Source organism: Actinacidiphila paucisporea (genome assembly GCF_900142575.1).
Taxonomy (GTDB): Bacteria; Actinomycetota; Actinomycetes; order Streptomycetales; family Streptomycetaceae; genus Actinacidiphila; species Actinacidiphila paucisporea.
Genome location: NZ_FRBI01000032.1, coordinates 40721 through 63328, shown reverse-complemented (window position 1 = coordinate 63328; position 22608 = coordinate 40721). Strand labels below are relative to the sequence as shown.

21 protein-coding genes and 1 riboswitch are annotated in these 22608 nt (G+C 73.5%); of the genes, 17 read left to right on the top strand and 4 right to left on the bottom strand.

Annotated features, from left to right (window positions below):
- The first annotated feature begins 8 nt into the window (after window positions 1-8).
- The 4 genes from BUE44_RS31415 (at window position 9) to BUE44_RS31400 (ending at window position 4259) form a co-directional block, all read left to right on the top strand.
- Window positions 9-464 (top strand): Lrp/AsnC family transcriptional regulator, encoded by a 456-nt coding sequence (locus BUE44_RS31415; protein ID WP_073502417.1) that lies wholly within the window; start codon window positions 9-11, stop codon window positions 462-464.
- Between the two features lie 130 nt (window positions 465-594).
- On the top strand, window positions 595-1590 hold the full coding sequence (locus BUE44_RS31410; RefSeq protein WP_073502416.1) for a PRC and DUF2382 domain-containing protein: 996 nt from the start codon (window positions 595-597) through the stop codon (window positions 1588-1590).
- A 192-nt stretch (window positions 1591-1782) separates the two neighbouring features.
- A complete protein-coding gene (locus tag BUE44_RS31405) occupies window positions 1783-2559 on the top strand; it encodes a carbon-nitrogen hydrolase family protein (RefSeq protein ID WP_073502415.1) in 777 nt (258 codons plus the stop codon).
- The gene (locus BUE44_RS31400; protein WP_073502414.1) at window positions 2556-4259 is read left to right on the top strand and encodes a flavin monoamine oxidase family protein; all 1704 of its coding nucleotides are present in this window, start codon (window positions 2556-2558) and stop codon (window positions 4257-4259) included. The genes BUE44_RS31405 and BUE44_RS31400 overlap by 4 nt, the downstream gene beginning before the upstream one ends.
- Before the next feature lie 164 nt (window positions 4260-4423).
- On the opposite strand, the gene BUE44_RS31395 is transcribed toward BUE44_RS31400, so the two are convergent.
- Window positions 4424-5104 (bottom strand): DUF5995 family protein, encoded by a 681-nt coding sequence (locus BUE44_RS31395; RefSeq protein ID WP_073502413.1) that lies wholly within the window; start codon window positions 5102-5104, stop codon window positions 4424-4426.
- A 127-nt stretch (window positions 5105-5231) separates the two neighbouring features.
- On the opposite strand from BUE44_RS31395, the gene BUE44_RS31390 reads away from it, so the two are divergent.
- Together BUE44_RS31390 and BUE44_RS31385 are read left to right on the top strand one after the other, a co-directional pair.
- Complete coding sequence (locus tag BUE44_RS31390) at window positions 5232-6074, top strand: helix-turn-helix transcriptional regulator (RefSeq protein WP_073502412.1); 843 nt, start codon at window positions 5232-5234, stop codon at window positions 6072-6074.
- 330 nt (window positions 6075-6404) lie between these two features.
- Entirely contained in the window at window positions 6405-7757 is a 1353-nt protein-coding gene (locus BUE44_RS31385) for a uracil-xanthine permease family protein (protein ID WP_073502411.1), read from the top strand.
- A gap of 49 nt (window positions 7758-7806) precedes the next feature.
- On the opposite strand, the gene BUE44_RS31380 is transcribed toward BUE44_RS31385, so the two are convergent.
- Window positions 7807-9015, bottom strand: coding sequence for an MFS transporter (locus BUE44_RS31380; protein ID WP_073502410.1), 1209 nt, complete (start codon window positions 9013-9015; stop codon window positions 7807-7809).
- A 72-nt stretch (window positions 9016-9087) separates the two neighbouring features.
- Here BUE44_RS31380 and BUE44_RS31375 point away from each other — a divergent pair, with 72 nt between their 5' ends.
- The 11 genes from BUE44_RS31375 to BUE44_RS31325 all read left to right on the top strand — a co-directional run bounded on the left by BUE44_RS31375 (window position 9088) and on the right by BUE44_RS31325 (window position 19423).
- Window positions 9088-10263, top strand: coding sequence for an ROK family transcriptional regulator (locus BUE44_RS31375; protein ID WP_073502409.1), 1176 nt, complete (start codon window positions 9088-9090; stop codon window positions 10261-10263).
- A gap of 244 nt (window positions 10264-10507) precedes the next feature.
- A riboswitch (FMN riboswitch) is annotated at window positions 10508-10638 on the top strand.
- 107 nt (window positions 10639-10745) lie between these two features.
- Entirely contained in the window at window positions 10746-11987 is a 1242-nt protein-coding gene (ribD, locus tag BUE44_RS31370) for a bifunctional diaminohydroxyphosphoribosylaminopyrimidine deaminase/5-amino-6-(5-phosphoribosylamino)uracil reductase RibD (RefSeq protein ID WP_407640080.1), read from the top strand.
- Window position 11988: 1 nt separating this feature from the next.
- Complete coding sequence (locus BUE44_RS31365) at window positions 11989-12609, top strand: riboflavin synthase (RefSeq protein WP_073502408.1); 621 nt, start codon at window positions 11989-11991, stop codon at window positions 12607-12609.
- Entirely contained in the window at window positions 12606-13292 is a 687-nt protein-coding gene (locus BUE44_RS31360) for a nicotinamide mononucleotide transporter family protein (RefSeq protein WP_073502407.1), read from the top strand. Before BUE44_RS31365 ends, BUE44_RS31360 begins: the two co-directional genes overlap by 4 nt.
- On the top strand, window positions 13289-14623 hold the full coding sequence (locus BUE44_RS31355) for a bifunctional 3,4-dihydroxy-2-butanone-4-phosphate synthase/GTP cyclohydrolase II (protein ID WP_073502406.1): 1335 nt from the start codon (window positions 13289-13291) through the stop codon (window positions 14621-14623). Before BUE44_RS31360 ends, BUE44_RS31355 begins: the two co-directional genes overlap by 4 nt.
- On the top strand, window positions 14620-15105 hold the full coding sequence (gene ribH, locus BUE44_RS31350; RefSeq protein WP_073502405.1) for a 6,7-dimethyl-8-ribityllumazine synthase: 486 nt from the start codon (window positions 14620-14622) through the stop codon (window positions 15103-15105). The genes BUE44_RS31355 and ribH overlap by 4 nt, the downstream gene beginning before the upstream one ends.
- Before the next feature lie 33 nt (window positions 15106-15138).
- On the top strand, window positions 15139-15411 hold the full coding sequence (locus tag BUE44_RS31345) for a phosphoribosyl-ATP diphosphatase (protein ID WP_073502404.1): 273 nt from the start codon (window positions 15139-15141) through the stop codon (window positions 15409-15411).
- An 88-nt stretch (window positions 15412-15499) separates the two neighbouring features.
- On the top strand, window positions 15500-16348 hold the full coding sequence (hisG, locus tag BUE44_RS31340; RefSeq protein WP_073502403.1) for an ATP phosphoribosyltransferase: 849 nt from the start codon (window positions 15500-15502) through the stop codon (window positions 16346-16348).
- A complete protein-coding gene (locus tag BUE44_RS31335) occupies window positions 16345-16845 on the top strand; it encodes a PH domain-containing protein (RefSeq protein WP_407640079.1) in 501 nt (166 codons plus the stop codon). The genes hisG and BUE44_RS31335 overlap by 4 nt, the downstream gene beginning before the upstream one ends.
- Before the next feature lie 197 nt (window positions 16846-17042).
- Window positions 17043-18374, top strand: coding sequence for a hemolysin family protein (locus tag BUE44_RS31330; RefSeq protein WP_073502402.1), 1332 nt, complete (start codon window positions 17043-17045; stop codon window positions 18372-18374).
- Window positions 18371-19423 (top strand): hemolysin family protein, encoded by a 1053-nt coding sequence (locus BUE44_RS31325; RefSeq protein ID WP_073502401.1) that lies wholly within the window; start codon window positions 18371-18373, stop codon window positions 19421-19423. The genes BUE44_RS31330 and BUE44_RS31325 overlap by 4 nt, the downstream gene beginning before the upstream one ends.
- A gap of 19 nt (window positions 19424-19442) precedes the next feature.
- Here the strand turns inward: BUE44_RS31325 and BUE44_RS31320 are convergent, their stop codons facing one another.
- Both BUE44_RS31320 and BUE44_RS31315 read right to left on the bottom strand, forming a co-directional pair.
- Window positions 19443-21344, bottom strand: coding sequence for an AAA family ATPase (locus BUE44_RS31320; RefSeq protein ID WP_073502400.1), 1902 nt, complete (start codon window positions 21342-21344; stop codon window positions 19443-19445).
- A 630-nt stretch (window positions 21345-21974) separates the two neighbouring features.
- Complete coding sequence (locus BUE44_RS31315) at window positions 21975-22589, bottom strand: uridine kinase family protein (RefSeq protein WP_073502399.1); 615 nt, start codon at window positions 22587-22589, stop codon at window positions 21975-21977.
- Window positions 22590-22608: the final 19 nt, after the last annotated feature.

Here is a 22608-nt window from a genome sequence, read left to right as displayed (position 1 = left end):
CGGGGCTCGTGCCGCTGAACGAACTCGACGAACGCATCGTCCACGCCCTCGCTGTCGACGCCCGCCGCTCCTACGCCGACGTCGGCGCCGAGGTGGGCCTGTCCGCGCCTGCCGTCAAACGCCGGGTCGACCGGCTGCTGGCGGCGGGCGCGATCACCGGCTTCACCGTACGGGTCGACCCGGCCGCGCTCGGCTGGCAGACCGAGGCCCTGGTGGAGCTGTACTGCCGCCACAACACCTCCCCGGCCGACATCAGGCGCGGCCTGTCCCGCTACCCCGAGGTGGCGTCCGCCTCGACGGTGACCGGCGAGGCGGACGCGGTGGTGCAGGTCTTCGCCGCCGACGTGCGGCACTTCGAGCAGGTGCTGGAGCGCATCGCGGGGGAGCCGTTCGTGACCCGTACGAAGTCGGTGCTGGTGCTCTCGCCGCTGCTGCGCCGCTACGGGGCGGGCAGTCCCGGCTGATCCGACCTGCGGTTTTACCGTAGCGCGTGGCGATTTGCGCAATTTGTCCGTCTTTCCGGGTTTTGCCGGAACCTCCCGGGTAATCCGTTCATTGACCGTTCCCAGGTCACGGCAGCCCCGAGGAGGCGACATGATCACGCGCGAACAGATACCCCAGGTGGTGGGCCATCCGGTCCATGACGCCGAAGGCAAGAAGGTCGGCGACGCCAAGCACATGTACCTGGACGACAAGTCCGGAAACCCGGAGTGGGTGACGGTCAAGACCGGGTTCTTCGGCAGTAACGAGACCTTCGTGCCCACCCGTTCCGCGCGGCTGGTCCAGGACCACCTGGAGGTGCCCTACCCGAAGGAGAAGATCAAGGGCGCTCCGAACGTGGACGTCGACTCCGGCGGCCACCTGTCGGTCGAGGAGGAGCAGCACCTCTACCGCTACTACGGCATCGAGCGGACCGGCGGCCAGGGCATGTCGGCGGACAAGACCGCGGGTGCGGCGGGCGCGGCCGGGGCTGCGGCCGGCGCCGGCACGGCGCGGGCCACGAAGTCCGACGGCGACATCGGCAGCGACACGAGCCGGGAGCGCGACGCGGACACCGGCGGCATGGACAAGACCGCCGCCGCGTCCGCCGGAGCCGGCTCGGGCGCCGGCTACGCGGCCGGCCGCAGCGGCGCCGCGGAACGCCTGGGCGCGGGCGGCATCGAGGCCGAGGGCGAGTCGCTGACCCGCTCCGAGGAGGAGATGCGCGTCAGGGTCGAACGCCACGCCGCGGGAAAGGCCCGGCTGCACAAGTACGTCGAGGTCGAGGAGGTCGAGCAGTCGGTGCCGCTGCGGCACGAGGAGGTCAAGCTCGAACGCGAGCCGCTCAGCGCCGCCGACCGCGACGCGATGCGCTCCGGAGCGGAGATCAGCGAGGCCGACCGCTTCGTGACGCTGCACGAGGAGAGTCCCGTGGTGGAGACCGAGGTCGTCGCCAAGGAGCGGGTCCGGATGCGCGTCGAGGAGCACGTCGAACAGAAGAAGGTGCACGGACGGGTCCGCAAGGAGCGGATCGAGGCCGACATGGAAGGGCCGAGCGACACCCTTCCCGGCATGGACGACCCCACCCGCGGCGGCCGTCCCGAACGCTGACCGCACCCCCCCTACGGCGCCCGACCCTCCCCCGGAGGGGCCCGGGCGCCTCGCGCGCAACGGATCGACGCCAGGCGGGGAAAAGACGCAACGAATCGCGCCGGTAGGCGCAATGTTCGCGGCTACCGCACGCGGGCCCGAGCAATTAGCGTCGAGGGGAGCCACACCCACCCCCCTGACCAGGAGAAACACTTGCGGATCGCCATCGCCCAAGGGTGCCGGCCCGGTTTCGGCGCCCTGGCGGCGTCCGCCGCACAGGCGGCGAGCCTCGGCGCCCGGCTGCTGATCACGCCCGAGCTGTCGCTGACCGGCTACCTGCTCGGCCCGCGGGCGCAGGCGTGGGAGGGCGAGCAGACCGCCCGGCGGGTCGGCGAGATCGCCGCCGAGCACCGCCTCGCCGTCGTCTACGGCGTGCCCGAGCGCGACGGCGACGGCGTCCACAACACGGCGCGGCTGATCGGCCCCGACGGCGCGGTGCTCGCCGCCTACCGCAAGACGCACCTGTACGGCGACCAGGAGCGCGCCACCTTCACCCCCGGCGGGCAGCCCGTCGTCCAGGCCGACCTCGACGGCCTCAGGATCGGGCTGCTCATCTGCTACGACGTCGAATTCCCCGAGACGGTGCGCGCCCACGCGCTGGCCGGCACCGACCTGCTCGCGGTGCCCACCGCGCTGATGCGGCCCTACGAGTTCGTGCCGCGGGTGCTCGTACCGGCGAGGGCGTACGAGAACGGCCTGCACATCGCCTACGCCAACCGCTGCGGCCCCGAAGGCGCATACGACTTCGCCGGGCTCAGCTGCCTGGCGGGGCCCGACGGCGAGGTCCGAGCCAGGGCCGGAGCCGCGCCCGAACTGCTGGTCGCCGACGTCGACCCGGCGCTGGCCGACGCCGCGCGGGCCGACACCCCGTATCTGACCGACCGCCGCCCCGACCTCTACCGCACCCTCGCCAGGAGCCCCCGCCCATGACGTCCGTGCCCACCGCCGTCCACGACGAGCAGCACATCGAGGCGCAGAGCGAACCGCCCATCACCATGTTCGGCCCCGACTTCCCCTACCCCTACGACGACTACCTGGCCCACCCCGCCGGGCTCGGTGCGGTGCCGCCCACCGAGCACGGCACCGAGGTCGCGGTGATCGGCGGCGGCCTGTCCGGCATCGTGACCGCGTACGAACTGCTCAGGATGGGCCTGCGCCCGGTCGTCTACGAGGCCGACCGGATCGGCGGCCGACTGCGTACCGTCGGCTTCGACGGGTGCGATCCGGCGCTGACCGCGGAACTGGGCGCCATGCGCTTCCCGCCGTCCTCCACCGCCTTCCAGCACTACGTGGACCTGGTCGGCCTGACCACCAGGCCCTTCCCGAACCCGCTGGCGCCCTGCACCCCCTCGACGGTGGTCGACCTCAAGGGCGAGTCGCACTACGCCACCTCCGTGGACGACCTGCCCGAGGTCTACCACCAGGTCATGCACGCCTGGAACGCCTGCCTGGAGGACGGGGCCGACTTCTCCGCCATGCAGCGCGCGCTGCGCGAGCGCGACGTGCCCGCCATCCGGGCGATCTGGTCGCAGCTGGTCGAGAAGCTCGACAACCAGACCTTCTACGGCTTCCTGTGCGACTCGCCGGCCTTCCGGTCCTTCCGGCACCGCGAGATATTCGGGCAGGTCGGCTTCGGCACCGGCGGCTGGGACACCGACTTCCCCAACTCCATCCTGGAGATCCTGCGGGTCGTCTACACCGGAGCCGACGACGACCACCGCGGCATCGTCGGCGGCAGCCAGCAGCTCCCGCAGCGGCTGTGGGAAATGGCTCCCGACAAGGCCGTGCACTGGCCGCGCGGCACCTCGCTGGCCTCGCTGCACGGCGGCGACCCGCGCCCGGCCGTCACCGGCCTGCACCGCACCGCGGGCAACCGGATCACCGTCACCGACGCCACCGGCGACATCCGCTCTTACAAGGCGGCCGTCTTCACCGCCCAGTCCTGGCTGCTGCTGTCAAAGATCGCCTGCGACGACGCGCTCTTCCCCATCGACCACTGGACGGCGATGGAGCGCACCCACTACATGGAGTCCAGCAAGCTCTTCGTGCCCGTCGACCGGCCGTTCTGGCTCGACGTGGACCCGCGCACCGGCCGCGACACGATGTCGATGACCCTCACCGACCGGATGACCCGCGGCACGTACCTGCTGGACGACGGACCCGGCAGGCCCGCCGCGATCTGCCTGTCCTACACCTGGTGCGACGACAGCCTGAAGTGGCTGCCGCTGAGCGCGCACGAGCGGATGGAGGTCATGCTCAAGTCGCTCGGCGAGATCTATCCGGGCGTCGACATCAGGAAGCACGTCATCGGCAACCCGGTGACCGTGTCCTGGGAGAACGAGCCCTGGTTCATGGGCGCCTTCAAGGCCAACCTGCCCGGCCACTACCGCTACCAGCGGCGGCTGTTCACCCACTTCATGCAGGACGCGCTGCCCGCCGACCGGCGCGGCCTCTTCCTCGCCGGCGACGACATCTCCTGGACCGCCGGGTGGGCGGAGGGCGCGGTGCAGACCGCGCTGAACGCCGTGTGGGGCGTCATGCACCACCTCGGCGGCGGCACCGACCCGCTCAACCCGGGACCCGGCGACCGCTACGACGAGATCGCCCCGGTGCTGCTGCCCGAGGACTGACGCCCGAGCTCCCGCAGTGGGCGGCCGAGGGACGAGGGCGTCCGCGGAGGGTGCGAGCAGGAAGGCCGACCAGGTCATGGGGTGGACTGACGCCCGAGCTCCCGCAGTGGGCGGCCGAGGGACGAGGGCGTCCGCGGAGGGTGCGAGCAGGAAGGCCGACCAGGTCAAGGGGTGGACTGACACCCCACCGGCGTCAGCAGCAGCCGGCCGACCAGGCCGACGCCCGCGTCGAGGCGGCGCACGCACTCGTCGTAGGCGTCGTCGGTGCCGCGCAGCGCCCACAGCAGCCGGGACGCCGCCCAGGCGGCGTCCCTGGCCCTGGCCAGCGACCACGAACCGACCAGATGGGTCAGCGGGTCGGCCGCCTCCAGCAGGTCCGGGCCCGGCATCAGCAGCTCCCGCACCTCCACCTCGATCGAGGTCAGCGCTTCGCCGACCCGGTCGAAGTCCGCCTCCAAATCGGCCAGTTCGCGACCCGTCGCCCGGCAGGTGTCCACCACGGCCAGCGCCAGGTCGTGGCCCACGTGCGCGTTGATGCCGGCGACCGCGAACTGCAGCGGCCGGATGCCCGGGTGGGCGCGCAGCCGCAGCAGCGGCCGCCAGCACGCCGGAGGCCTGCGGCCCGCCGCGTCGTCCTCCACCGCGGCGAGATAGCGTCCCGCGAACCGTACGGCCAGCTCGCCGGCCACCGCCCGGTCCGCGAAGTGCCCGTCGGCCATCCGCCGCCGCACCTCCTCGGTCACCGAGACGTAGACCCGGTTGAAGACCGCGACCCCGTCGCCGTGCGGCAGCCCCGCCGCCACCCCCCGCATCCGGCCGAGCACACCGCCCACATCCGTCATCATGTGCCCCAGTCTGCGCACCCGGCGCCCGCGCACCACGCGGCACGCCGCGGGCGGCCGGCCGGAGAGGCCCCGACAGGGGGAGTGGCACGCCCTGGATAGTCGGCCGCACCGGACGCATGCTGGAGAGGTGGACCGAACAGAACTCGCCGACTTCCTGCGCCGCCGCCGCGACCGGCTCAGCCCCGCCGACGTGGGCCTGGGCAGCGGCGCCCGGCGCCGCACCCCCGGGCTGCGCCGCGAGGAGGTGGCCCAGCTCGCGGGCATGTCCGTGGACTACTACACCCGCCTGGAGCAGGCCCGCGGCCCGCGCCCGTCCCGGCAGATGCTCGCCGCGCTGGCCCGCGCGCTGCGGCTGACCGCCGACGAGCGGGACCACCTCTTCCACCTGGCGGGCGAGGAACCGCCACGCGAGACCGGCGGCAGCGGGCACATACGCCCCGGTCTGCTGCTGGTGCTGGACCGGCTGCACGACACGCCCGCCCAGGTGGTCAGCGACCTCGGCGACGTCCTGGCGCAGAACGCGATGGCCTCCGCCCTGCTCGGCGACGTCTCCGCACGCGCCCCCGAGATGCGCAACATCGCCCGCCGGGCCTTCACCGAGCCCGCCGCGATGGACATCTTCCCGCCCGAGGACCGGGAGACACAGGCCCGCAGCCAGGTCGCGAACCTGCGCGCGGTGCTCGCCGCCCGCCCCGACGACCCGCGGGCCGCCGGCCTGGTCGCCGAACTGCGGGCGGCCAGCGAGCTGTTCGCCCGGCTGTGGAGCGAGCACGAGGTCGCGGTGCGGCGCTCGGACACCAAGCGCATCAGGCATCCGGTCGTGGGGGACATGGAGCTGGACTGCGAGGTGCTGCTCAGCTCCGGGCACGACCAGCGGCTGATCGTCTACACCGCCCGCCCCGGCACCGACGCCTACGAGCGACTGCAACTCCTGCGGGTGGTCGGCCTGCAGGACCTGTCGGTCGGTTGAACGCGGCGCGCGCGACGGTCGACTCCCCTTCCAGGGGCGCGAGGTGGCGGCGCGCGTGTGCCATGGCGTAATCCCGCGGAATGAATTGCCCGTTGCGGGCTCCCCGAGGGGTGGGACGCGCCGGTAACGTGGTTCTCGGTTCGGCGGGCGCGATTCCCCCGTGCGCGTCCGCCGAACTCTTCCTCTGACCTGCCGCGATGTGGCCATTCCCGCGGCAAACCGCAACCCTGCGCCGACCGCGTGACCCGCCGGGCGCGCGCGACCCGGCCGCCCGGCCACGCCGCCTACGTTGAGACCCCACGGGTCGACGGGCGGCGAGGAGCGGGGCACATGGTGCGCGGAGTGGGCTGGACAGTGCACGGCGACGGCCGTAGCCCGGCGCCGGGGGCGGTGGTACGTCCCGACGAGCGGCTCAGCTGGGGCCGCACGCTGGGACTCGGCGCCCAGCACGTGGTCGCGATGTTCGGCGCCACCTTCGTCGCCCCGGTCCTGATGGGCCTCGACCCGAACCTCGCCGTCCTGATGTCCGGCGTCGCCACCGCGCTCTTCCTGCTGGTCACCGGCGGGCGGGTGCCCAGCTACCTGGGCAGCAGCCTGGCCTTCGTCGGCGTGGCCGGCAGCATCCGCGCCCAGGGGGGCGACAGCGCCACCCTCACCGGGGCGCTGCTGGTGGTCGGCGCGGTGCTCCTCGGCTGCGGCCTGGCCGTCAAGGCGCTCGGCCCGCGCGTCGTGCACGCGGTCCTGCCGCCCGCGGTCACCGGCGCCGTGGTGCTGCTGATCGGCTTCAACCTCGCCCCGGTGGCCGCCAAGACCTACTGGCCGCAGGACCAGTGGACGGCGCTGCTCACCCTGCTCTTCACCGGCTTCGCCCTGGTGGCGCTGCGCGGCTTCTGGGGCCGGATCGCGATCTTCCTCGGGCTGCTGTTCGGCTACGCGGTCTCCTGGCTCTTCGACCGCGTCTTCGGCCGCATCGGCGTGAAGGACACCCCCACCGGGCACACCGGCGGCCACTGGCGGCTCGACCTGCACGAGGTCGGCGGCGCCCCCTGGTTCGGCTGGCCCAGCACCCACGCACCCGCCTTCGACGGGTCCGCCGTCCTGGTCGCGCTGCCGGTGGTGATCGTGCTCATCGCGGAGAACGCCGGACACGTCAAGGCGGTGGGGGAGATGACCGGCGACCGGCTCGACGCGGTGCTCGGCACCGCGATCGCCGCCGACGGCGGCACGACCGTACTGGCCACCGCGCTCGGCGGCCCCGCCACCACCACCTACGCCGAGAACATCGGCGTGATGGCCGCGACGCGGATCTACTCCACCGCCGCCTACTGGGCGGCCGCCGCCTTCGCGATCCTCTTCGGCCTGTGCCCCAAGTTCGGCGCCGTCATCGCGGCGATCCCCGGCGGGGTGCTCGGCGGCATCACCGTCATCCTCTACGGCATGATCGGCCTGCTCGGCGCCAGGATCTGGGTGGAGAACTCCGTCGACCTCGGCAACCCGCTCAACCTGGTCCCGATCGCCGGCGGCGTCGTGGCGGGCATCGGCGACGTCACCCTGCGGATCACCGACACCTTCTCGCTGACCGGTATCGCGCTCGGCACCATCCTGGTTCTGGCCGGCTACCACGCACTGCGCCTGGTCGCCCCCACCCACCTGCGCGAAACGGGGGCGCCGGGCGGCGGGTGACACCGGACCGGCTCCCACTCCGGTCGGGGTCGCCCGCCGCCCGGCGGGCTCAGTCGGCGGCCACGGGGGCCGGCGCGGGCGGGCCCGCCACCTTCGCGGAGGCCGGCCTGAGGACCCCGGCCCCCACCACCAGACCCAGCGTCAGCACGGTGACCAGGGCGAAGGACGCGGTCAGCGAACTGGCACCGGCGATCCCGCCGATCGCCGCGGGAGCCACCAGACCCGAGGTGTACGTGACGGTGGCGACACCGGCGATGGCCTGGCTCGGATTCTGCCCGCTGCGCCCGGCCGCCGCGAAGCACAGCGGCACCACCACGGATATACCCACTCCGATCAGCGCGAAGCCGGCGATCGCCGGGACCGGCGCGTGCGCCAGCACCACCAGCAGCCCGCCCGTGGTGGCGATCATTCCGCCGACCCTGACCGCGGTGACCGCGCCCAGCCGGCGTACGGCGAAGTCGCCCAGCAGCCGGGCCGTCGCCATCGTGCAGGAGAAGGCCGTGTACGCGAGGGCCGCCACCGCGGGGGAGGCGTTGGCGATGTCCCGCAGGTAGACCGCGCACCAGTCGGCGGTGCCGCCCTCGGCGAAGACCCCGCAGAAGCCGATCGCCCCGATCACCAGCGCCGTACGCGGCGGCAGCGCGAACCTCGGCGGCGCGTCCTCTTCGGGCGCCGGATGCAGATCGGGCACCTTGGCGCACACCAGGAAGCCGGTCAGCACCAGCGCGCCGGCCATCACGCCCAGATGGACCCGGCCGTCGAGCCCGGCGTGCGCGGCCGGCACGCCGATCGCGGCTCCCGCCAGGGTGCCCACGCTCCACATCCCATGCAGCCCGGACATGATCGACTTGCCCTTGTGCTCCTCGACGGCCACCCCGACGGCGTTCATCACCACGTCCGCCATACCCGCGCTGCCGCCGAAGACCAGCAGCGCCACGCACAGCCACGGCAGCCCCGGCGACAGGGCGGGCAGCGCCAGCGCCGCGCACCACATCCCGAGCAGCAGCCGCAGCGCGGTCCGCGACCCGAGCCGGTGCATCAGCCGCCCGGCCAGCGGCATCGTCAGCATCGAGCCCACCGCGGGGCACACCAGCGCGAGCCCCAGGGCGCCCGCGCTGAGCCCGAGATGGTCCTTGATCCACGGAATCCGGGTGGCGAACGTGCCCGACACCGCGCCGTGCACGGCGAAGACGGTGGCGATGGCCACATGGGCCGTACGGACCTTGGCGGGCGACCACCCGACGTCTGGAGCACTCATGAGCCGTAAACTATCAGGAAGCCTGCCTGAAAGTTAGCCATCAACGGCCACCGGTCTGGAAGGATCGCCCGCATGACCGCCACCCGCGCGCAACCCGGCAGGAACGCCTCCCCGCGTACGGCCAGGGCCATCAACGACCGGCTCGCCCTGCGGCTGCTCCAGGAGGAAGGGCCGCTCACCGCCGCGCAGTTGAAGGAACTGACCGGCATGTCCCGGCCCAGCGTCGCCGACCTCGTCGAACGCCTCCAGGACTCCGGCCTGATCGAGGTCGTCGGCGAGTCGGGCGCCGCCAGGCGCGGCCCCAACGCCCGGGTCTACGGCATCGTCGCCGACCGCGCGCACGTCGCCGGGCTCGACGTCCGCATCGACAGTATCGGCGTCGAGATCGCCGACCTCCTCGGCCGCACCCTGTCCCGAGCCGAACTGGCGGTCCCCGCCGACGCCGACCCCGCCCGCACCATCGAGGACGGCATCGCCCTCCTCCTCGGCGCCGCCGGCGGCACCCCCCTGCACACCGTCGCCTGCGGCGCCCCCGGCCTGATCAACCCGGTCACCGGCCGGCTCACCGTCACCGGCGAGCTGCCCACCTGGCACGGCGACCTCGTCGACGAGGTACGCAGCCGGCTCGGCGTCCCCGTCCTGCTGGAGAACGAGGTCAATCTCGCCGCCGTCGCCGAGCAGCGGGTGCGCGGGGCCGCCGAGGGCGACACCTTCGTCCTGCTCTGGATCGGCGGCGGCGTCGGCGCCGCCCTCGTCCTCGACGGCCGCCTGCGGCGCGGCAATTCCGGCGGCGCCGGCGAGGTCGGCTTCCTCCCCCTCTCCCACTCAGGACGCATCCCCAGCTCCACGAACTGCGACGACGGCTTCCACGGCCTCGCCGGCAGCCGGGCCGTCTGCGAGCTGGCCCGCGCGCACGGTCTGCCCGTCCCCGGCTCCGACGCGGCCGCAGCCGCCGCCGCCGTCCGGGCCGGCACCCCCGCCTTCCGCTCCGAACTCGCCGCACGCATCGCCCTCGGCGCCGCCGCCGTCTGCGCCGTGCTCGACCCCGGCCAGGTCGTCCTGGCCGGCGAGGTCGGCTCCGCCGGAGGCCAGGACCTCGCGGACCGGGTCTCGGCGACCCTCGCCCGCCTCTCCCCTCTGCGCACCGACGTCCGCCCCACCGCCGTCCCCACCGGCCCCATCCTCCGCGGCGCCGTCATCACGGCGATGGACTCCGCCCAACAGGCCCTCTTCCCGCCTTCGGCGTGACCCCTGCACCACCGTCGGCGAGTGCACGCCCGTGCGGGGTTTGCCCGCGCCTGGCGGCGCGGGAGCGATGGTCGGTGCCCCCGAAGCGGCACCGACCCACCCACCACCGGCACCCGCACCCGACCAACCACCCGCACGGGTGGGGCGGGCGGGCAAAAACACCCACCCGGCCAACAGCCAAAACCCGAACCCCCTGGAGCCCAGCATGGAACCCGTGGCAGACTGGACCCCGTACCAGTGACGTTTGCGCACTCCGGGGTCGGTGTAATTCCGAACCGGCGGTTATAGTCCGCGACCCGTCCGCAACCAGCGGCCGGTTGACCAGGTGAAATTCCTGGACCGACGGTGAAAGTCCGGATGGGAGGCAGTGCGCGGCGGGCGTTCACACCGGTGCGCCGCCTTGTGGCGGGCCGCTCAGGCCCGCGTGACCGCGGTGCGTCACCGGATGTGCAGACGTCCGCTCGCCCCGGAGTCCGTGCCCGATGCGGCAGGAGGACCCGGTGGCCACCACCACAGAGATCGATGCGATGCGCCGAGCCGTCGCGCTCTCGGCTCGCGCGCTCGGCGCCACCGCCCCCAACCCCGTCGTCGGCTGTGTGATCCTCGACACGGCGGGCGCCGTCGTGGGCGAGGGCTGGCACCGCAAGGCCGGCGGCCCGCACGCCGAGGTGCACGCGCTGCGCGCGGCCGGCGAGGCGGCCCGCGGCGGCACCGCCGTGGTCACGCTGGAGCCGTGCAACCACACCGGCAGGACCGGCCCGTGCGCCCAGGCGCTGATCGAGGCCGGGGTGGCGCGGGTGGTGCACGCGGTGTCGGACCCGAGCGCGGCCGCGTCCGGCGGCGCGGCGACGCTGCGGGCGGCGGGCGTCGACGTCGAGGGCGGGGTACTGGCGGCCGAGGCCGAGGCGGTCAACGTCGCATGGCTGACCTCGGTGCGACAGGGGCGCCCGTTCGTGCGCTGGAAGTACGCGGCCACACTGGACGGCCGGATCGCGGCCGCCGACGGGACCAGCCGCTGGATCACGTCGCCGCAGTCCCGCGCGGACGTGCACCGGCTGCGCGCGGAGGCGGACGCCGTGGTGGTCGGCTCGGGCACGCTGCTGGCCGACGACCCGCATCTCGCGGTGCGCGGCATCGAGGGCGCGGTCCAGCCCCTGCGGGTGGTGGTGGACTCCCGGGCACGGATCACCACGAAGGCCCGCGTCCTGGACGGGGCGGCGCCGACCCTGGTCGCGGTGTCCAAGGACGCCGACACGGCCCACCTGCCGGGTGTGGACGTCGTACGCCTCCCGTACGCGGCAGCCGGGCCGACCGAGCCCCTGACCACCGCGGCCGGTCCCGCCGAGCCCACGACCACCGCGGCCGGTAGCGCCCCGGCCGCTACCGCCCCCCGCGGCCTGGACGTTCCGGCGCTGCTGGCCGAACTGCACGCCCGCGGCGTCCGCTCGGTCCTCCTGGAGGGCGGCCCGACTCTCGCCGGCGCGTTCGTGAAGGCGGGAGCCGTGGACGCGGTCCTCGGCTACCTGGCCCCGGCGCTGCTCGGCGCCGGCCCCACCGCCCTCGGCGACGCAGGAATCAGCACCATCGCGCAGGCGTTGCGGCTCGACGTGACCGACATCGCCCGCCTCGGGCCCGACCTGCGCATCACCGCCGTACCCGCCGGCCCGGACGGTCCCGCCGTACCCGCCAGTCCCGCCGTCCCCACTGCCGCACAGGAGAAGTGACGTGTTCACCGGAATCGTCGAAGAACTGGGTGAGATCACCGCGGTCGAGGACCAGAACGAGGCCTCCCGCTTCACCGTACGGGGCCCGGTCGTGACCGAGGGCGCCAAGCACGGCGACTCGATCGCGGTGAACGGCGTGTGCCTGACCGTGGTCGAGCACGGCGGCGGCACCTTCACCGCCGACGTGATGGCCGAGACGCTGAAGCGGTCCAGCCTGGGCGCGCTGCGGCCCGGCTCGCGGGTCAACCTGGAGCGCCCGATGGCGCTCGGCGGGCGGCTCGGCGGGCATCTGGTGCAGGGTCATGTGGACGGTACCGGCACGGTGCTCGAGCGGATCCCGGCCGAGCACTGGGAGATCGTGAAGGTCTCGCTGCCCGCCGAGCTGAGCCGCTACGTGGTGGAGAAGGGCTCGATCACCGTCGACGGCATCAGCCTGACCGTCGTGGACGCGGCGGCCGACCACTTCACCGTCAGCCTCATCCCGACCACCCTCGCGCTGACCACGCTGGGCATCAAGCAGCCCGGCGACCCGGTGAACCTCGAAGTCGACGTCATCGCCAAATACGTCGAGCGCATGATGACGCCGGGCCTGCCCGGCGGCACCCTGGGGGACCCGCGATGAGCAGCGCACTGCACTGGCTGGACAGCGAGGCCTTCACGGCCTTCGACCAGCACGTCATCTGGTCCGACATGATCGGCAACCTGCTGGGCCTGGGCGCCCTCGCGCTGGGCTGGCGGCGGGCGATGCTGACCTGGCCGGTCCAGCTGCTCTCCGGAGTCGTGCTGGTGGCGGCCTTCTGGTCGGCACACCTCGGCGGCGGCGTCGGCAAGCAGTTCGTGGTCATCACCGTCGCGGTGTGGGGGTGGTACCGGTGGCGTCGCGGCCGGGACGGCGGCGGGCAACTGGCCATCAGGTTCGCCACCTGGCGCGAGCGCGCGGTGCTGGTGGCGGCCACCGCGGTCGGCACCGTCGCGGTCGCCTCGCTCTTCCTGGCCTACCCGAAGCTGTCCTGGAACCCGTGGCCGGACGCGTACATCTTCGTCGGCACGCTGGCCGCGATGTACGCGCAGGCCCGCGGCTGGGTGGAGTTCTGGTTCGCCTGGCTCGCCGTCGACCTGGTCGGGGTGCCGCTGAACTTCCACAGCGGCCTGCCGTTCTCCGGCCTGGTCTACATCGTCTACTTCGTCCTGGTGATCGCCGGGATGTACGCCTGGTGGCAGCAGACCCGCAGGGCCGTACCGGCCGCGGACCGGCAGTCCCAGGCGAAGCCGAGCACCACCGCCGCGGAAGGAGTGACGGCATGAGTGCCGTGACCGCACTGCAGGACGACTGGTACGACGAGGCCGACCTCGGGCTCGACCCGGTGGAGCGGGCCATCGCCGAGATCGCCGCGGGGCGCCCGATCGTGGTCGTCGACGACGAGAACCGGGAGAACGAGGGCGACCTGGTGGTCGCCGCGGAGAAGATCACCCCGGAGATCGTGGCCTTCATGATGACGGAGTGCCGCGGGCTGATCTGCGTCCCCCTGGAGCCGCCGGACGTCGACCGGCTCGACCTGCCGCAGATGGTGGACACCAACACCGAGTCGATGCGCACCGCCTTCACCGTGTCGGTGGACGCCGGTGCCGCGCACGGGGTGACCACCGGGATCTCCGCGGCCGACCGGGCCGCCACCATCCGGCTGCTGGCCGAGCCGACGTCGGTGGCCGCCGACTTCGTACGCCCCGGGCACGTCTTCCCGCTGCGGGCCAGGACCGGCGGGGTGCTGGTGCGCGCCGGGCACACCGAGGCGGGCGTGGACCTGGCCAGGCTGGCGGGGCTGCGGCCCGCCGCGGCCATCGTGGAGATCGCCCGCGAGGACGGCACGATGGCACGGCTGCCCGAGCTGGTGCCCTTCGCGCGCAAGCACGGCCTGGCCATCATCTCCATCGAGGACCTGATCGCCTACCGCCGCTCGGCGGAGCCCACCGTCCGCCGGGAGGCGGCGACCACGCTGCCCACCGCCTTCGGCGACTTCCGCGCCTACGGCTACCGCAGCACCGCCGACGGCGTCGAGCACATCGCGCTGGTCGCCGGCGACGTCGGTGACGGCACCGACGTGCTGGTGCGGGTGCACTCGGAGTGCCTGACCGGCGACGTCTTCGGCTCGCAGCGCTGCGACTGCGGCCCGCAGCTGCAGGGCGCGCTGCGCCGGGTCGCCGAGGAGGGCCGCGGGGTGGTGCTCTACCTGCGCGGCCACGAGGGCCGCGGCATCGGGCTGCTGCCCAAGCTGCGGGCGTACGAACTGCAGGAGCGCGGCCGGGACACCCTGGACGCCAACCTCGAACTGGGCCTGCCCGCCGACGCCCGCGACTACGGGGTGGCCGCGCAGATCCTCACCGACCTCGGGGTGCGTTCGCTGCGGCTGATCACCAACAACCCCGCGAAGACCGGCGCGCTGGTCAGGCACGGCCTCGACGTGCTCGGCCGGGAGCCGATGCCGGTCGGCGCCGGGGAGCACAATCTGCGGTACCTGCGGACCAAGCGCGACCGGATGGGCCACGACCTGCCCTGGCTGGAGACCGCGGGCCGCACCCACTCGGCCGTCGGCACCGCCGGCGGCAGCACAGGCACTGAGCACCGAGGAGAGAAGTGAGCGGTAAGGGCGCCCCCGAGCTGACGGTCAAGAACTGCGGCGACCTGCGGGTCGCGGTGATCGCGGCCCAGTGGCACGACCAGGTGATGGACGGCCTCGTGGACGGGGCGATGCGCGCCCTGCACGACCTCGGGATCGAGGAGCCGACCCTGCTGCGGGTGCCCGGCAGCTTCGAACTGCCGGTCGTCGCCCGGGCGGTGGCGGGCCGCGGCTACGACGCGGTGGTGGCACTCGGGGTGATCATCCGCGGCGGCACCCCGCACTTCGAGTACGTCTCGCACGGCGTCACCGCGGGCCTGACGCAGGTCAGCGTGGACAGCGGTGTCCCCGTCGGCTTCGGCGTGCTCACCTGCGACACCGAGGAGCAGGCGCTGGACCGGGCCGGACTTCCCGGGTCGAACGAGGACAAGGGGCACGAGGCGGTCACCGCGGCGGTGGCGACCGCGGCGGTGATCCGCTCACTATCCGAACCGTGGCGCTGAACGGCGGGCGGTTCCCCGTAGGCTAGGACCACCATGGCCAACAAGACATTCGAGCAGCTCTTCACCGAGCTGCAGCACAAGGCCGCCACCGGCGACCCCAGCACGTCACGCACCGCCGAGCTGGTCGGCAAGGGCGTGCATGCGATCGGCAAGAAGGTGGTCGAGGAGGCCGCCGAGGTGTGGATGGCAGCCGAGTACGAAGGCGCCGACGCCACCGCCGAGGAGATCTCCCAACTGCTGTACCACGTTCAGGTGATGATGGTCGCCCGCGGCATCTCCCTGGACGACGTCTACGCCCACCTGTGAGCCGTACGGCCCGCGCACCGCGTGCACGGGCCGTACGCCCGCGCCCGGAACCCCACGAACCCGCCCCACAGCGAAGGAACCCGACCCCATGCTGCGCATCGCCGTCCCGAACAAGGGCTCACTGTCCGGACCCGCGGCGGCCATGCTCCATGAGGCCGGATACCGGCAGCGCAAGGAGTCCAAGGAGCTGGTGCTCTTCGACAGCGCCAACGACGTGGAGTTCTTCTACCTGCGCCCCCGCGACATCGCCATCTACGTCAGCTCCGGCCGCCTCGACATCGGCATCACCGGGCGCGACCTGCTGCTGGACTCCGCGGCCGGCGCCGAGGAGATCCTGCAGCTCGGCTTCGCCCGCTCCACCTTCCACTACGCCGCCAGGCCCGGCACCGCGCAGGGCGTCGCCGACCTCGCCGGCATGACGGTGGCGACGTCCTACGAAGGCGTCGTCGAGAAGCACCTCGCCGACCACGGTGTGGCCGCCACCGTCGTCCACCTCGACGGCGCCGTCGAGACCGCCATCCAGCTCGGCGTGGCCCAGGTCATCGCCGACGTGGTGGAGACCGGCACCTCGCTGCGCAACGCGGGCCTGGAGACCTTCGGCGAGCCGATCATGGCCTCCGAGGCGGTCGTCGTCCGCCCCACCGGCGCCTCCACCGACGACCCCGAAGTGCAGAAGTTCCTGCGCCGCCTCCAGGGCGTCCTGGTCGCCAGGCGCTACGTGATGATGGACTACGACATCCGCGCCGAGCACGTCGACCAGGCCGTCGCCCTGACCCCCGGCCTGGAGTCGCCGACCGTCTCCCCGCTGCACCACGAGGGCTGGGTCGCGGTCCGCGCCATGGTCCCCACCAGCGACGCCCAGCGCATCATGGACGAGCTGTACGAGCTGGGCGCCCGGGCCATCCTCACCACCGGCATCCACGCCGCCCGGCTGTGAACCCCGCCGACGACGACCGAGCCCTGGCCGCCGTCGCGCGGCTGCCGGTCACCTTCCGACCGCTGCTCACCCGTGTGGTGCTGCTCACCATGGGGACGCTGCTGCTCGCCGTGCTCAGCACGCTGGCCGTGGTGATGCCGCACGAGGGCGCGTCCCCGTGGACCACCGGCGACCGGGTCACCATGGTGGTCGTCGGGGTGCTGGCCATGGCCCTGCTGACGCTGCTGAGCCGCCCCAAGGCGGTCGCCGAGGCCGACGGCCTCACCGTGGTCAACCTGACCGTGAAAAGGCGGCTGGCCTGGGCGGAGGTGCTCGCGGTACGGCTGCGGCCCGGCGACGCCTGGGTCCATCTGGACCTCGCCGACGGCACCACCCTGGCGGTCATGGGCATCCAGCCCGGTATCGCCAGGCAGCAGGCCCTCGACGACGCCCGGCGGCTGCGCGCTCTCGTCGAGGCACTCGGCGAGGCACCAGGCGACGGCCGGGGCGGCGGGTGAATTCCCCGCTGAAACGGGTGCCCGCCGTCCTTCGCGGCCGCGACCGCAATGATTACTCTGGATCCGGGCGGTGCCGTGACGGCGCCGCCCGCCGAACCGCCCGACCGACCGAGGAGTGACACTCACACCCCGATGGACGAACCGTCCGGTAGTACCTGCGCCGCCCCTCCCGCCCAGTCCCGTGGAGCGGCGGCCTCATGAGCACGTCACTGCTGCTGCTCGCAGCGGCCCTTGTCCTGATCCTCGCCAACGGCTTCTTCGTCGCCGCCGAATTCGGCCTGGTGACCGTGGAGCGCCCGGCCGCGGAACGCGCCGCCGCGGCAGGCGACCGCCGAGCGGCCGGCGTCGTCGCCGCCCTGCGCAGACTGTCCTTCCAGCTGTCCGGCACCCAGCTCGGCATCACCATCACCTCGCTGGTCGTCGGCATGCTCGCCGAACCCGCCCTCGCCGACCTGCTCACCGGGCCCGTCAGCGCCACCGGGATACCGGACGGCGCCGCCCCCGGTGTCGCGGTGGTGGCCGGGATGATGGCCGCCTCCGCCGTCCAGATGGTCATCGGCGAGCTGGTCCCGAAGAACTGGGCCGTCTCCAGGCCGCTGGCCGTCGCCCGGATGGTCGCAGGCCCGCAGCGGGCCTTCTCCCGGGCCTTCCGGCCGGTCATCGAACTGCTGAACACCGCCGCCAACCACCTGGTGCGGATGCTCGGCGTGGAGCCCGCCGACGAGCTGGCCTCCGCCCGCACCCCCACCGAGCTGGTCTCGCTCGCCCGGCACTCCGCGCAGGCCGGCGCCCTCGAACAGGACACCGCCGACCTGTTCGTCCGCGCCCTGTCCCTGGGCGACCTCACCGCGGAGAACGTGATGACGCCCCGGGTCAGGGTCAGCGCCCTGGAGGACACCGCCACCGCGGCCGACGTCCTCAACCTCACCCGCGCCACCGGCCTGTCCCGCTTCCCGGTCTACCGGGCCCGCCTGGACGACATCGTCGGCATGGTCCACCTCAAGGACGCCCTCGCTGTCCCCGCCGAGCTGCGCGACCGCACCGCGGTCAGCCGGATCGCGGTCGTCCCGCTGCTGGTGCCCGAGACGCTGGCCGCCCAGCCGCTGCTCGAACTGCTCCGCAGCCAGCAGCCCATCGCGGTGGTGGTCGACGAGTACGGCGGCACCGCCGGGGTGGTCACCCTGGAGGACATCGTCGAGGAACTGGTCGGCGAGGTCCGCGACGAGCACGACGCGGTCGACCTGCCCGACCTCGCCCAGGCCCCGCCGGATAACGGCCGGCCCGCCTGGGACGCCGACGGCGGCTGCCGTGTCGACACGCTGGCCCGTATCGGCCTGCACGCGCCCGAAGGCCCCTACGAGACGGTCGCGGGACTCGTCGCCGACCTGCTGGCCCGCATCCCCGAGGTCGGCGACACCGCCGAGCTGCCCGGCTGGCGGCTGCGGGTCTCCGACGTCGGGCACCACCGGGCCGAACGGGTCAGGATCGTGCGTACGGCGCCCGCCGCGGGGGAGGAGAGCGAGCGATGAGCGCACTGCAACTCCTCTTCGCCCTGCTCCTGGTCCTCGGCAACGGCTTCTTCGTCGGCGCCGAATTCGCCCTGGTCTCGGTCCGCCGCAGCCAGATCGAACCGCTGGCCCCGACACAGCGCAGGGCCAGGACCGTGCTCTACGGCCTGGAGCACCTGCCGCAGATGATGGCCGCCGCGCAGTTCGGCGTCACCGTCTGCTCGCTGACGCTCGGCGCGGTCGCCGAACCCACCCTCGCGCACCTGCTGGAGCCGGTCTTCGCCGCCGCCCACGTGCCGGACGACCTGGTGCACGCGATCGGCTACGTGCTGGCGCTGGCGCTGGTGGTCTTCCTGCACCTGGTCATCGGCGAACTGGTGCCGAAGAACCTGGCGATGGCCGACCCGGAGAAGACCGCGCTGTGGCTCAGCCCCGGACTCGTCGGCTTCGCCCGGGTCTTCCGCCCGGTGATCGTGGTGCTCGGCGCCAGCGCGCGGCTGATCCTGCGCGCCTGCGGTGTCGAGCCCAAGGACGAGGTCGACTCGGTCTTCACCAGCGCCGAGCTGACCGTGCTGGTGGAGGACGCCAGAAGGGCCGGGCTGCTGGACTCCGACGAGCAGGAGCGCCTGGAGGACGCGCTGGAGCTGGGCACCCGCCCGGTCACCGAGGTGCTGCTCACCCCGGACCAGCTGATCACCCTGTCCCCGACGGCGACCGCTCGCGAGGTCGAGGAGCTGACCGTACGCACCGGCTACTCGCGCTTCCCGGTCGCCGCCGACCCCGAAGCCGGCTATCTGGGCTACCTGCACGTCAAGGACGTCCTGGACCTGGAGGACCAGGACCGCCCGGTGCCGCAGCGGCTGTGGCGCCCGATCACCACGCTGCGCGCCGACCTGCCGCTGGACGACGCGCTGACCTCGATGCGGCGGGCCGCGTCCCACCTGGCGGCGGTCGCCGACCCCGCCGGGCGGGTGCTGGGGCTGGTCGCCCTGGAGGACGTGCTGGAAATGCTCGTCGGCGAGGTCCGCGATCCCTCGCACCGCCCGGTGCCCGGCGAACTGGTCCGCTGACGCCCGCGCCCGGTCCGGCCTACTCGGCCGGGTCGGGCGGCGGGATGCCGGGCCCGCGTCCCGACAGCACCTCGCCGTAGGCCTGCATCAGGTCGGGCAGCCGCAGCGTCGACAACTCCTCGCGGCTGGGCGTCGTCGGATACTCCGACAGCCGCAGATCGCGGTAGGCGCAGCTCTTCTCGTACAGCGTGCGCAGCAGCCGCCCGTTGCCCAGCTCGTCGATCCATCCCTGGTCCACGACATGGCCGCTGATCGCCCCCAGCTCCTCCAGCGCCTCGTCGTCCCACTGGTCGCCGTTCTCCGCGGCCAGCACCTGGCCGATCCGGGTCAGCTCCGGCGGGCGGTAGCTGGGGAAGTCCACCCGGGTGGTGAAGCGCGAGCTGAGGCCGGGGTTCGCCGCCAGCAGCCGGTCCATGCCCTCGGGGTAGCCGGCCAGGATGACCACCAGGCGGTCCCGATTGTCCTCGGCGCGCTTGAGCAGCACCTGCAGGGCCTCGTCGCCGTACGCGTCGCCCTTGCTGTAGCCGGAGTTGGACAGCGCGTAGGCCTCGTCCACGAACAGCACGCCGCCGAGGGCGGAGTCGATCAGCTCGTTGGCCTTCACCGCGGTCTGCCCGAGGAATTCGCCGACCAGGTCGGAGCGCTGCGCCTCCACCAGGTGGTCGCCGCCCAGCAGGCCGAGGGCGTAGAAGACCCGGCCCAATATGCGGGCCACCGTGGTCTTGCCGGTGCCGGAAGGGCCGGAGAAGACGAAGTGCCGCTTCGGCGGCTGCACCGGCAGGCCCTGGCCGGCCCGCAGCCGCGCCATCCGCAGCTGCGCGGACAGCGCCTTGACCTGCCGCTTGACCGGCTCCAGGCCGACCATGCCGTCCAGCTCGGCCAGCGCCTGGGCCAGCAGCACCGGATCCGAGCCGCCGAGCGGCAGCTGGGCGGGCAGCGCGCCGGTCAGCGGGGCGGCGGCCCGGTCGCGTATGTCGTCGTCCAGCGCGCCCGCGGACGCCAGCAGCGCGTCGTCCAGCTCGGCGCTGCCCGGCGGGCGGCCGTCGCCGGGCTCCGGGTAGAGGGCCGCGTCCAGGTCCCCGGCGCCCTCCGGCACCGCCTGCCCGGCACCGGCCAGCGACACGGCGGTGGCCAGGCCCGCGCTCTCGTCCAGGCCGTCGTCGGTCTCGTGGATCGCGGCCAGCCGCGCGGCGGTGTCCATGAACGCCGGGTCCACCCGGTGCACCGCCCGGTAGAGCGGTACGGCCGCCGCGGTCCGCCCGGTGCCCTCGTACGCGCGGGCCAGCCAGTAGCGCAGCTCCTTGCGCTGCGGCTGCTCGCTGCGGCACCGCATCAGGGCAGCGGCCAGCAGCGGCTCCGCCTGCCCGCACATCTCCAGGCGCACTCGGGCCATACCGCCGAACAGGCCCGCCTCGATGCCCAGCAGCGGGTCGCCGAGCAGCGGCTCGGTGTGCCGCACCAGGTGCTCCCAGTCCTTCACCAGATACGCCCGGCAGGCGTGCAGGAAGCGCACCTGCGGGTCGGTGTCGACCGGCGGGCAGTCCGCCAGCGCCCGGTCCAGCTCGGCGACATGGCGGCCGTCCAGCCAGTGCGAGGCGTGCGCGAGCAGCAGGTCCCTGCTGGTCTCCAGCACCGGCTGCACCCACCAGCCGAGCCAGTACCACGAGTTGAGGGTGCGCCGGTGGGCGGCGCGCTGCTCGCCGAAGCGGTCCCGGTGCCGGTACATCTGGAGCAGCGCGGTGGCGGTGTCGGCCCGCAGGGCGTGCAGTCCCAGCCAGGCGTCGGCCATCCCCGGGTCCATGCGCACCGCGGCCTTGAACTCCTCCTCGGCCTGGACGTAGGCGCCCATGGTGTACGCGTCGATGCCGCGCAGCCATGCGAGATCGGCCGGGGCGCCCGCGCGGTCGGTGCCGAAGTCCATCTAGTCCCCACCCATCGTTCCCCCGCGCCCCTCGCCGCCGCCCGCGCCAACCGCCGTGCGGCGCGCGGGAGTTGAACCAGGGCGGCGGCACCCCATGCCCCCGCCCCACACCCTCCGGCATCGTACCCGCGAACAGGTCGCCACCGTAGAGCGCGTTTTCCTGCGGAGCTTCGAGCTGACGTGCCACTCGCGGTGGCTCTGCCCCCGCGCTCGCCGTCGCGCCGTCCTCCCCCAGCGCTTCGCCTGGGGGTGCCCCCACCCAGCGCTTCGCCTGGGGGTGCCCCCACCCAGCGCTTCGCCTGGGGGTGCCCCCACCCAGCGCTTCGCCTGGGGGTGCCCCCACGCGCCCCTGAATACACCCACCCTCTCCCCAGAGGGCACCCCAACAGGGGCGCGGGGAACTGCGCGCCCAGCCGCGGTGCACCGTGAGTAGCGACGTCACTGCAAGTGGCAATCACCCGAGGGGCGCAGGGGTGCAGGAGGCGCGGAGCGCGGTGGTGCGGGTGGGGGCGCCGGGCAAGACGAAGCCCCCGGTCACGGGGGAACAACCGGGGGCTCCGTGCTACGTGGCGGCCTTCCGGGACCGCTTGGTTGAAAACGTAATTGCTCCGCGCGGAGCGGTCAAGTGCGTCACCCGGCGTGACCGTTCGGGTTGGGAGCGACGCGATATCCGGTGGGTGTCTGGTGGACCAGGAGGTCCGCGAAGGGCCGCGTCGGGTCGTGCGCGAAGTGCTCGTCCTCCGCCGCCGACCACCCGGTCCAGAAGTGCTCGAGACCGGGGCCGTCCCGGCGGATCCCGCGCCGCCGGGCGGTCGCCGGGTCGACCTCCAGCCACAGGGACAGGGCCAGGGAGGGGCGCAGGGCGCGCTGCCCGGTGCCGACCCCTTCGAGCAGGACCACCGGCGCCGCCGGGACGAGCCGCTCGCCGGCGAAGCGCCGCGCGGTCCAGTCGTAGACCCGGTGCCTGGCGTCCCGGCCCTCGCGGAAAGGCGCCAGCACCTCGGCGACGAGCCGCTCCGTCCAGCCGAACGGCTCCTCGTGGGTGGCCAGATCGTCGGTGTGCAGCACCGGAAGGCCGCCGGCCTCCTCCGCCAGCCGCGCGGCGAGCGTGGACTTGCCGGCGCCCGCGTGGCCGTCGACGGCCACCAGGCGCACCGGGCCGCAGGACGGCGGCAGCAGGTCCAGCCTGCGGGCGAGTTCCCGCAGCGAGAGCGGCGGGTGCCCCGCCGGGGGGGTTGCGTCCATGAACGGCGAGCATAGGGCC

Excerpts from the sequence above, each read along its gene's own strand:
- BUE44_RS31410 (WP_073502416.1), top strand. The coding sequence starts at position 595 with ATGATCACGCGCGAACAGATACCCCAGGTGGTGGGCCATCCGGTCCAT.
- BUE44_RS31400 (WP_073502414.1), top strand. The coding sequence starts at position 2,556 with ATGACGTCCGTGCCCACCGCCGTCCACGACGAGCAGCACATCGAGGCG.
- BUE44_RS31395 (WP_073502413.1), bottom strand. The coding sequence starts at position 5,104 with ATGATGACGGATGTGGGCGGTGTGCTCGGCCGGATGCGGGGGGTGGCG.
- BUE44_RS31385 (WP_073502411.1), top strand. The coding sequence starts at position 6,405 with ATGGTGCGCGGAGTGGGCTGGACAGTGCACGGCGACGGCCGTAGCCCG.
- BUE44_RS31380 (WP_073502410.1), bottom strand. The coding sequence starts at position 9,015 with ATGAGTGCTCCAGACGTCGGGTGGTCGCCCGCCAAGGTCCGTACGGCC.
- BUE44_RS31375 (WP_073502409.1), top strand. The coding sequence starts at position 9,088 with ATGACCGCCACCCGCGCGCAACCCGGCAGGAACGCCTCCCCGCGTACG.
- ribD (WP_407640080.1), top strand. The coding sequence starts at position 10,746 with ATGCGGCAGGAGGACCCGGTGGCCACCACCACAGAGATCGATGCGATG.
- BUE44_RS31360 (WP_073502407.1), top strand. The coding sequence starts at position 12,606 with ATGAGCAGCGCACTGCACTGGCTGGACAGCGAGGCCTTCACGGCCTTC.
- BUE44_RS31355 (WP_073502406.1), top strand. The coding sequence starts at position 13,289 with ATGAGTGCCGTGACCGCACTGCAGGACGACTGGTACGACGAGGCCGAC.
- BUE44_RS31345 (WP_073502404.1), top strand. The coding sequence starts at position 15,139 with ATGGCCAACAAGACATTCGAGCAGCTCTTCACCGAGCTGCAGCACAAG.
- hisG (WP_073502403.1), top strand. The coding sequence starts at position 15,500 with ATGCTGCGCATCGCCGTCCCGAACAAGGGCTCACTGTCCGGACCCGCG.
- BUE44_RS31330 (WP_073502402.1), top strand. The coding sequence starts at position 17,043 with ATGAGCACGTCACTGCTGCTGCTCGCAGCGGCCCTTGTCCTGATCCTC.
- BUE44_RS31325 (WP_073502401.1), top strand. The coding sequence starts at position 18,371 with ATGAGCGCACTGCAACTCCTCTTCGCCCTGCTCCTGGTCCTCGGCAAC.
- BUE44_RS31320 (WP_073502400.1), bottom strand. The coding sequence starts at position 21,344 with ATGGACTTCGGCACCGACCGCGCGGGCGCCCCGGCCGATCTCGCATGG.
- BUE44_RS31315 (WP_073502399.1), bottom strand. The coding sequence starts at position 22,589 with ATGGACGCAACCCCCCCGGCGGGGCACCCGCCGCTCTCGCTGCGGGAA.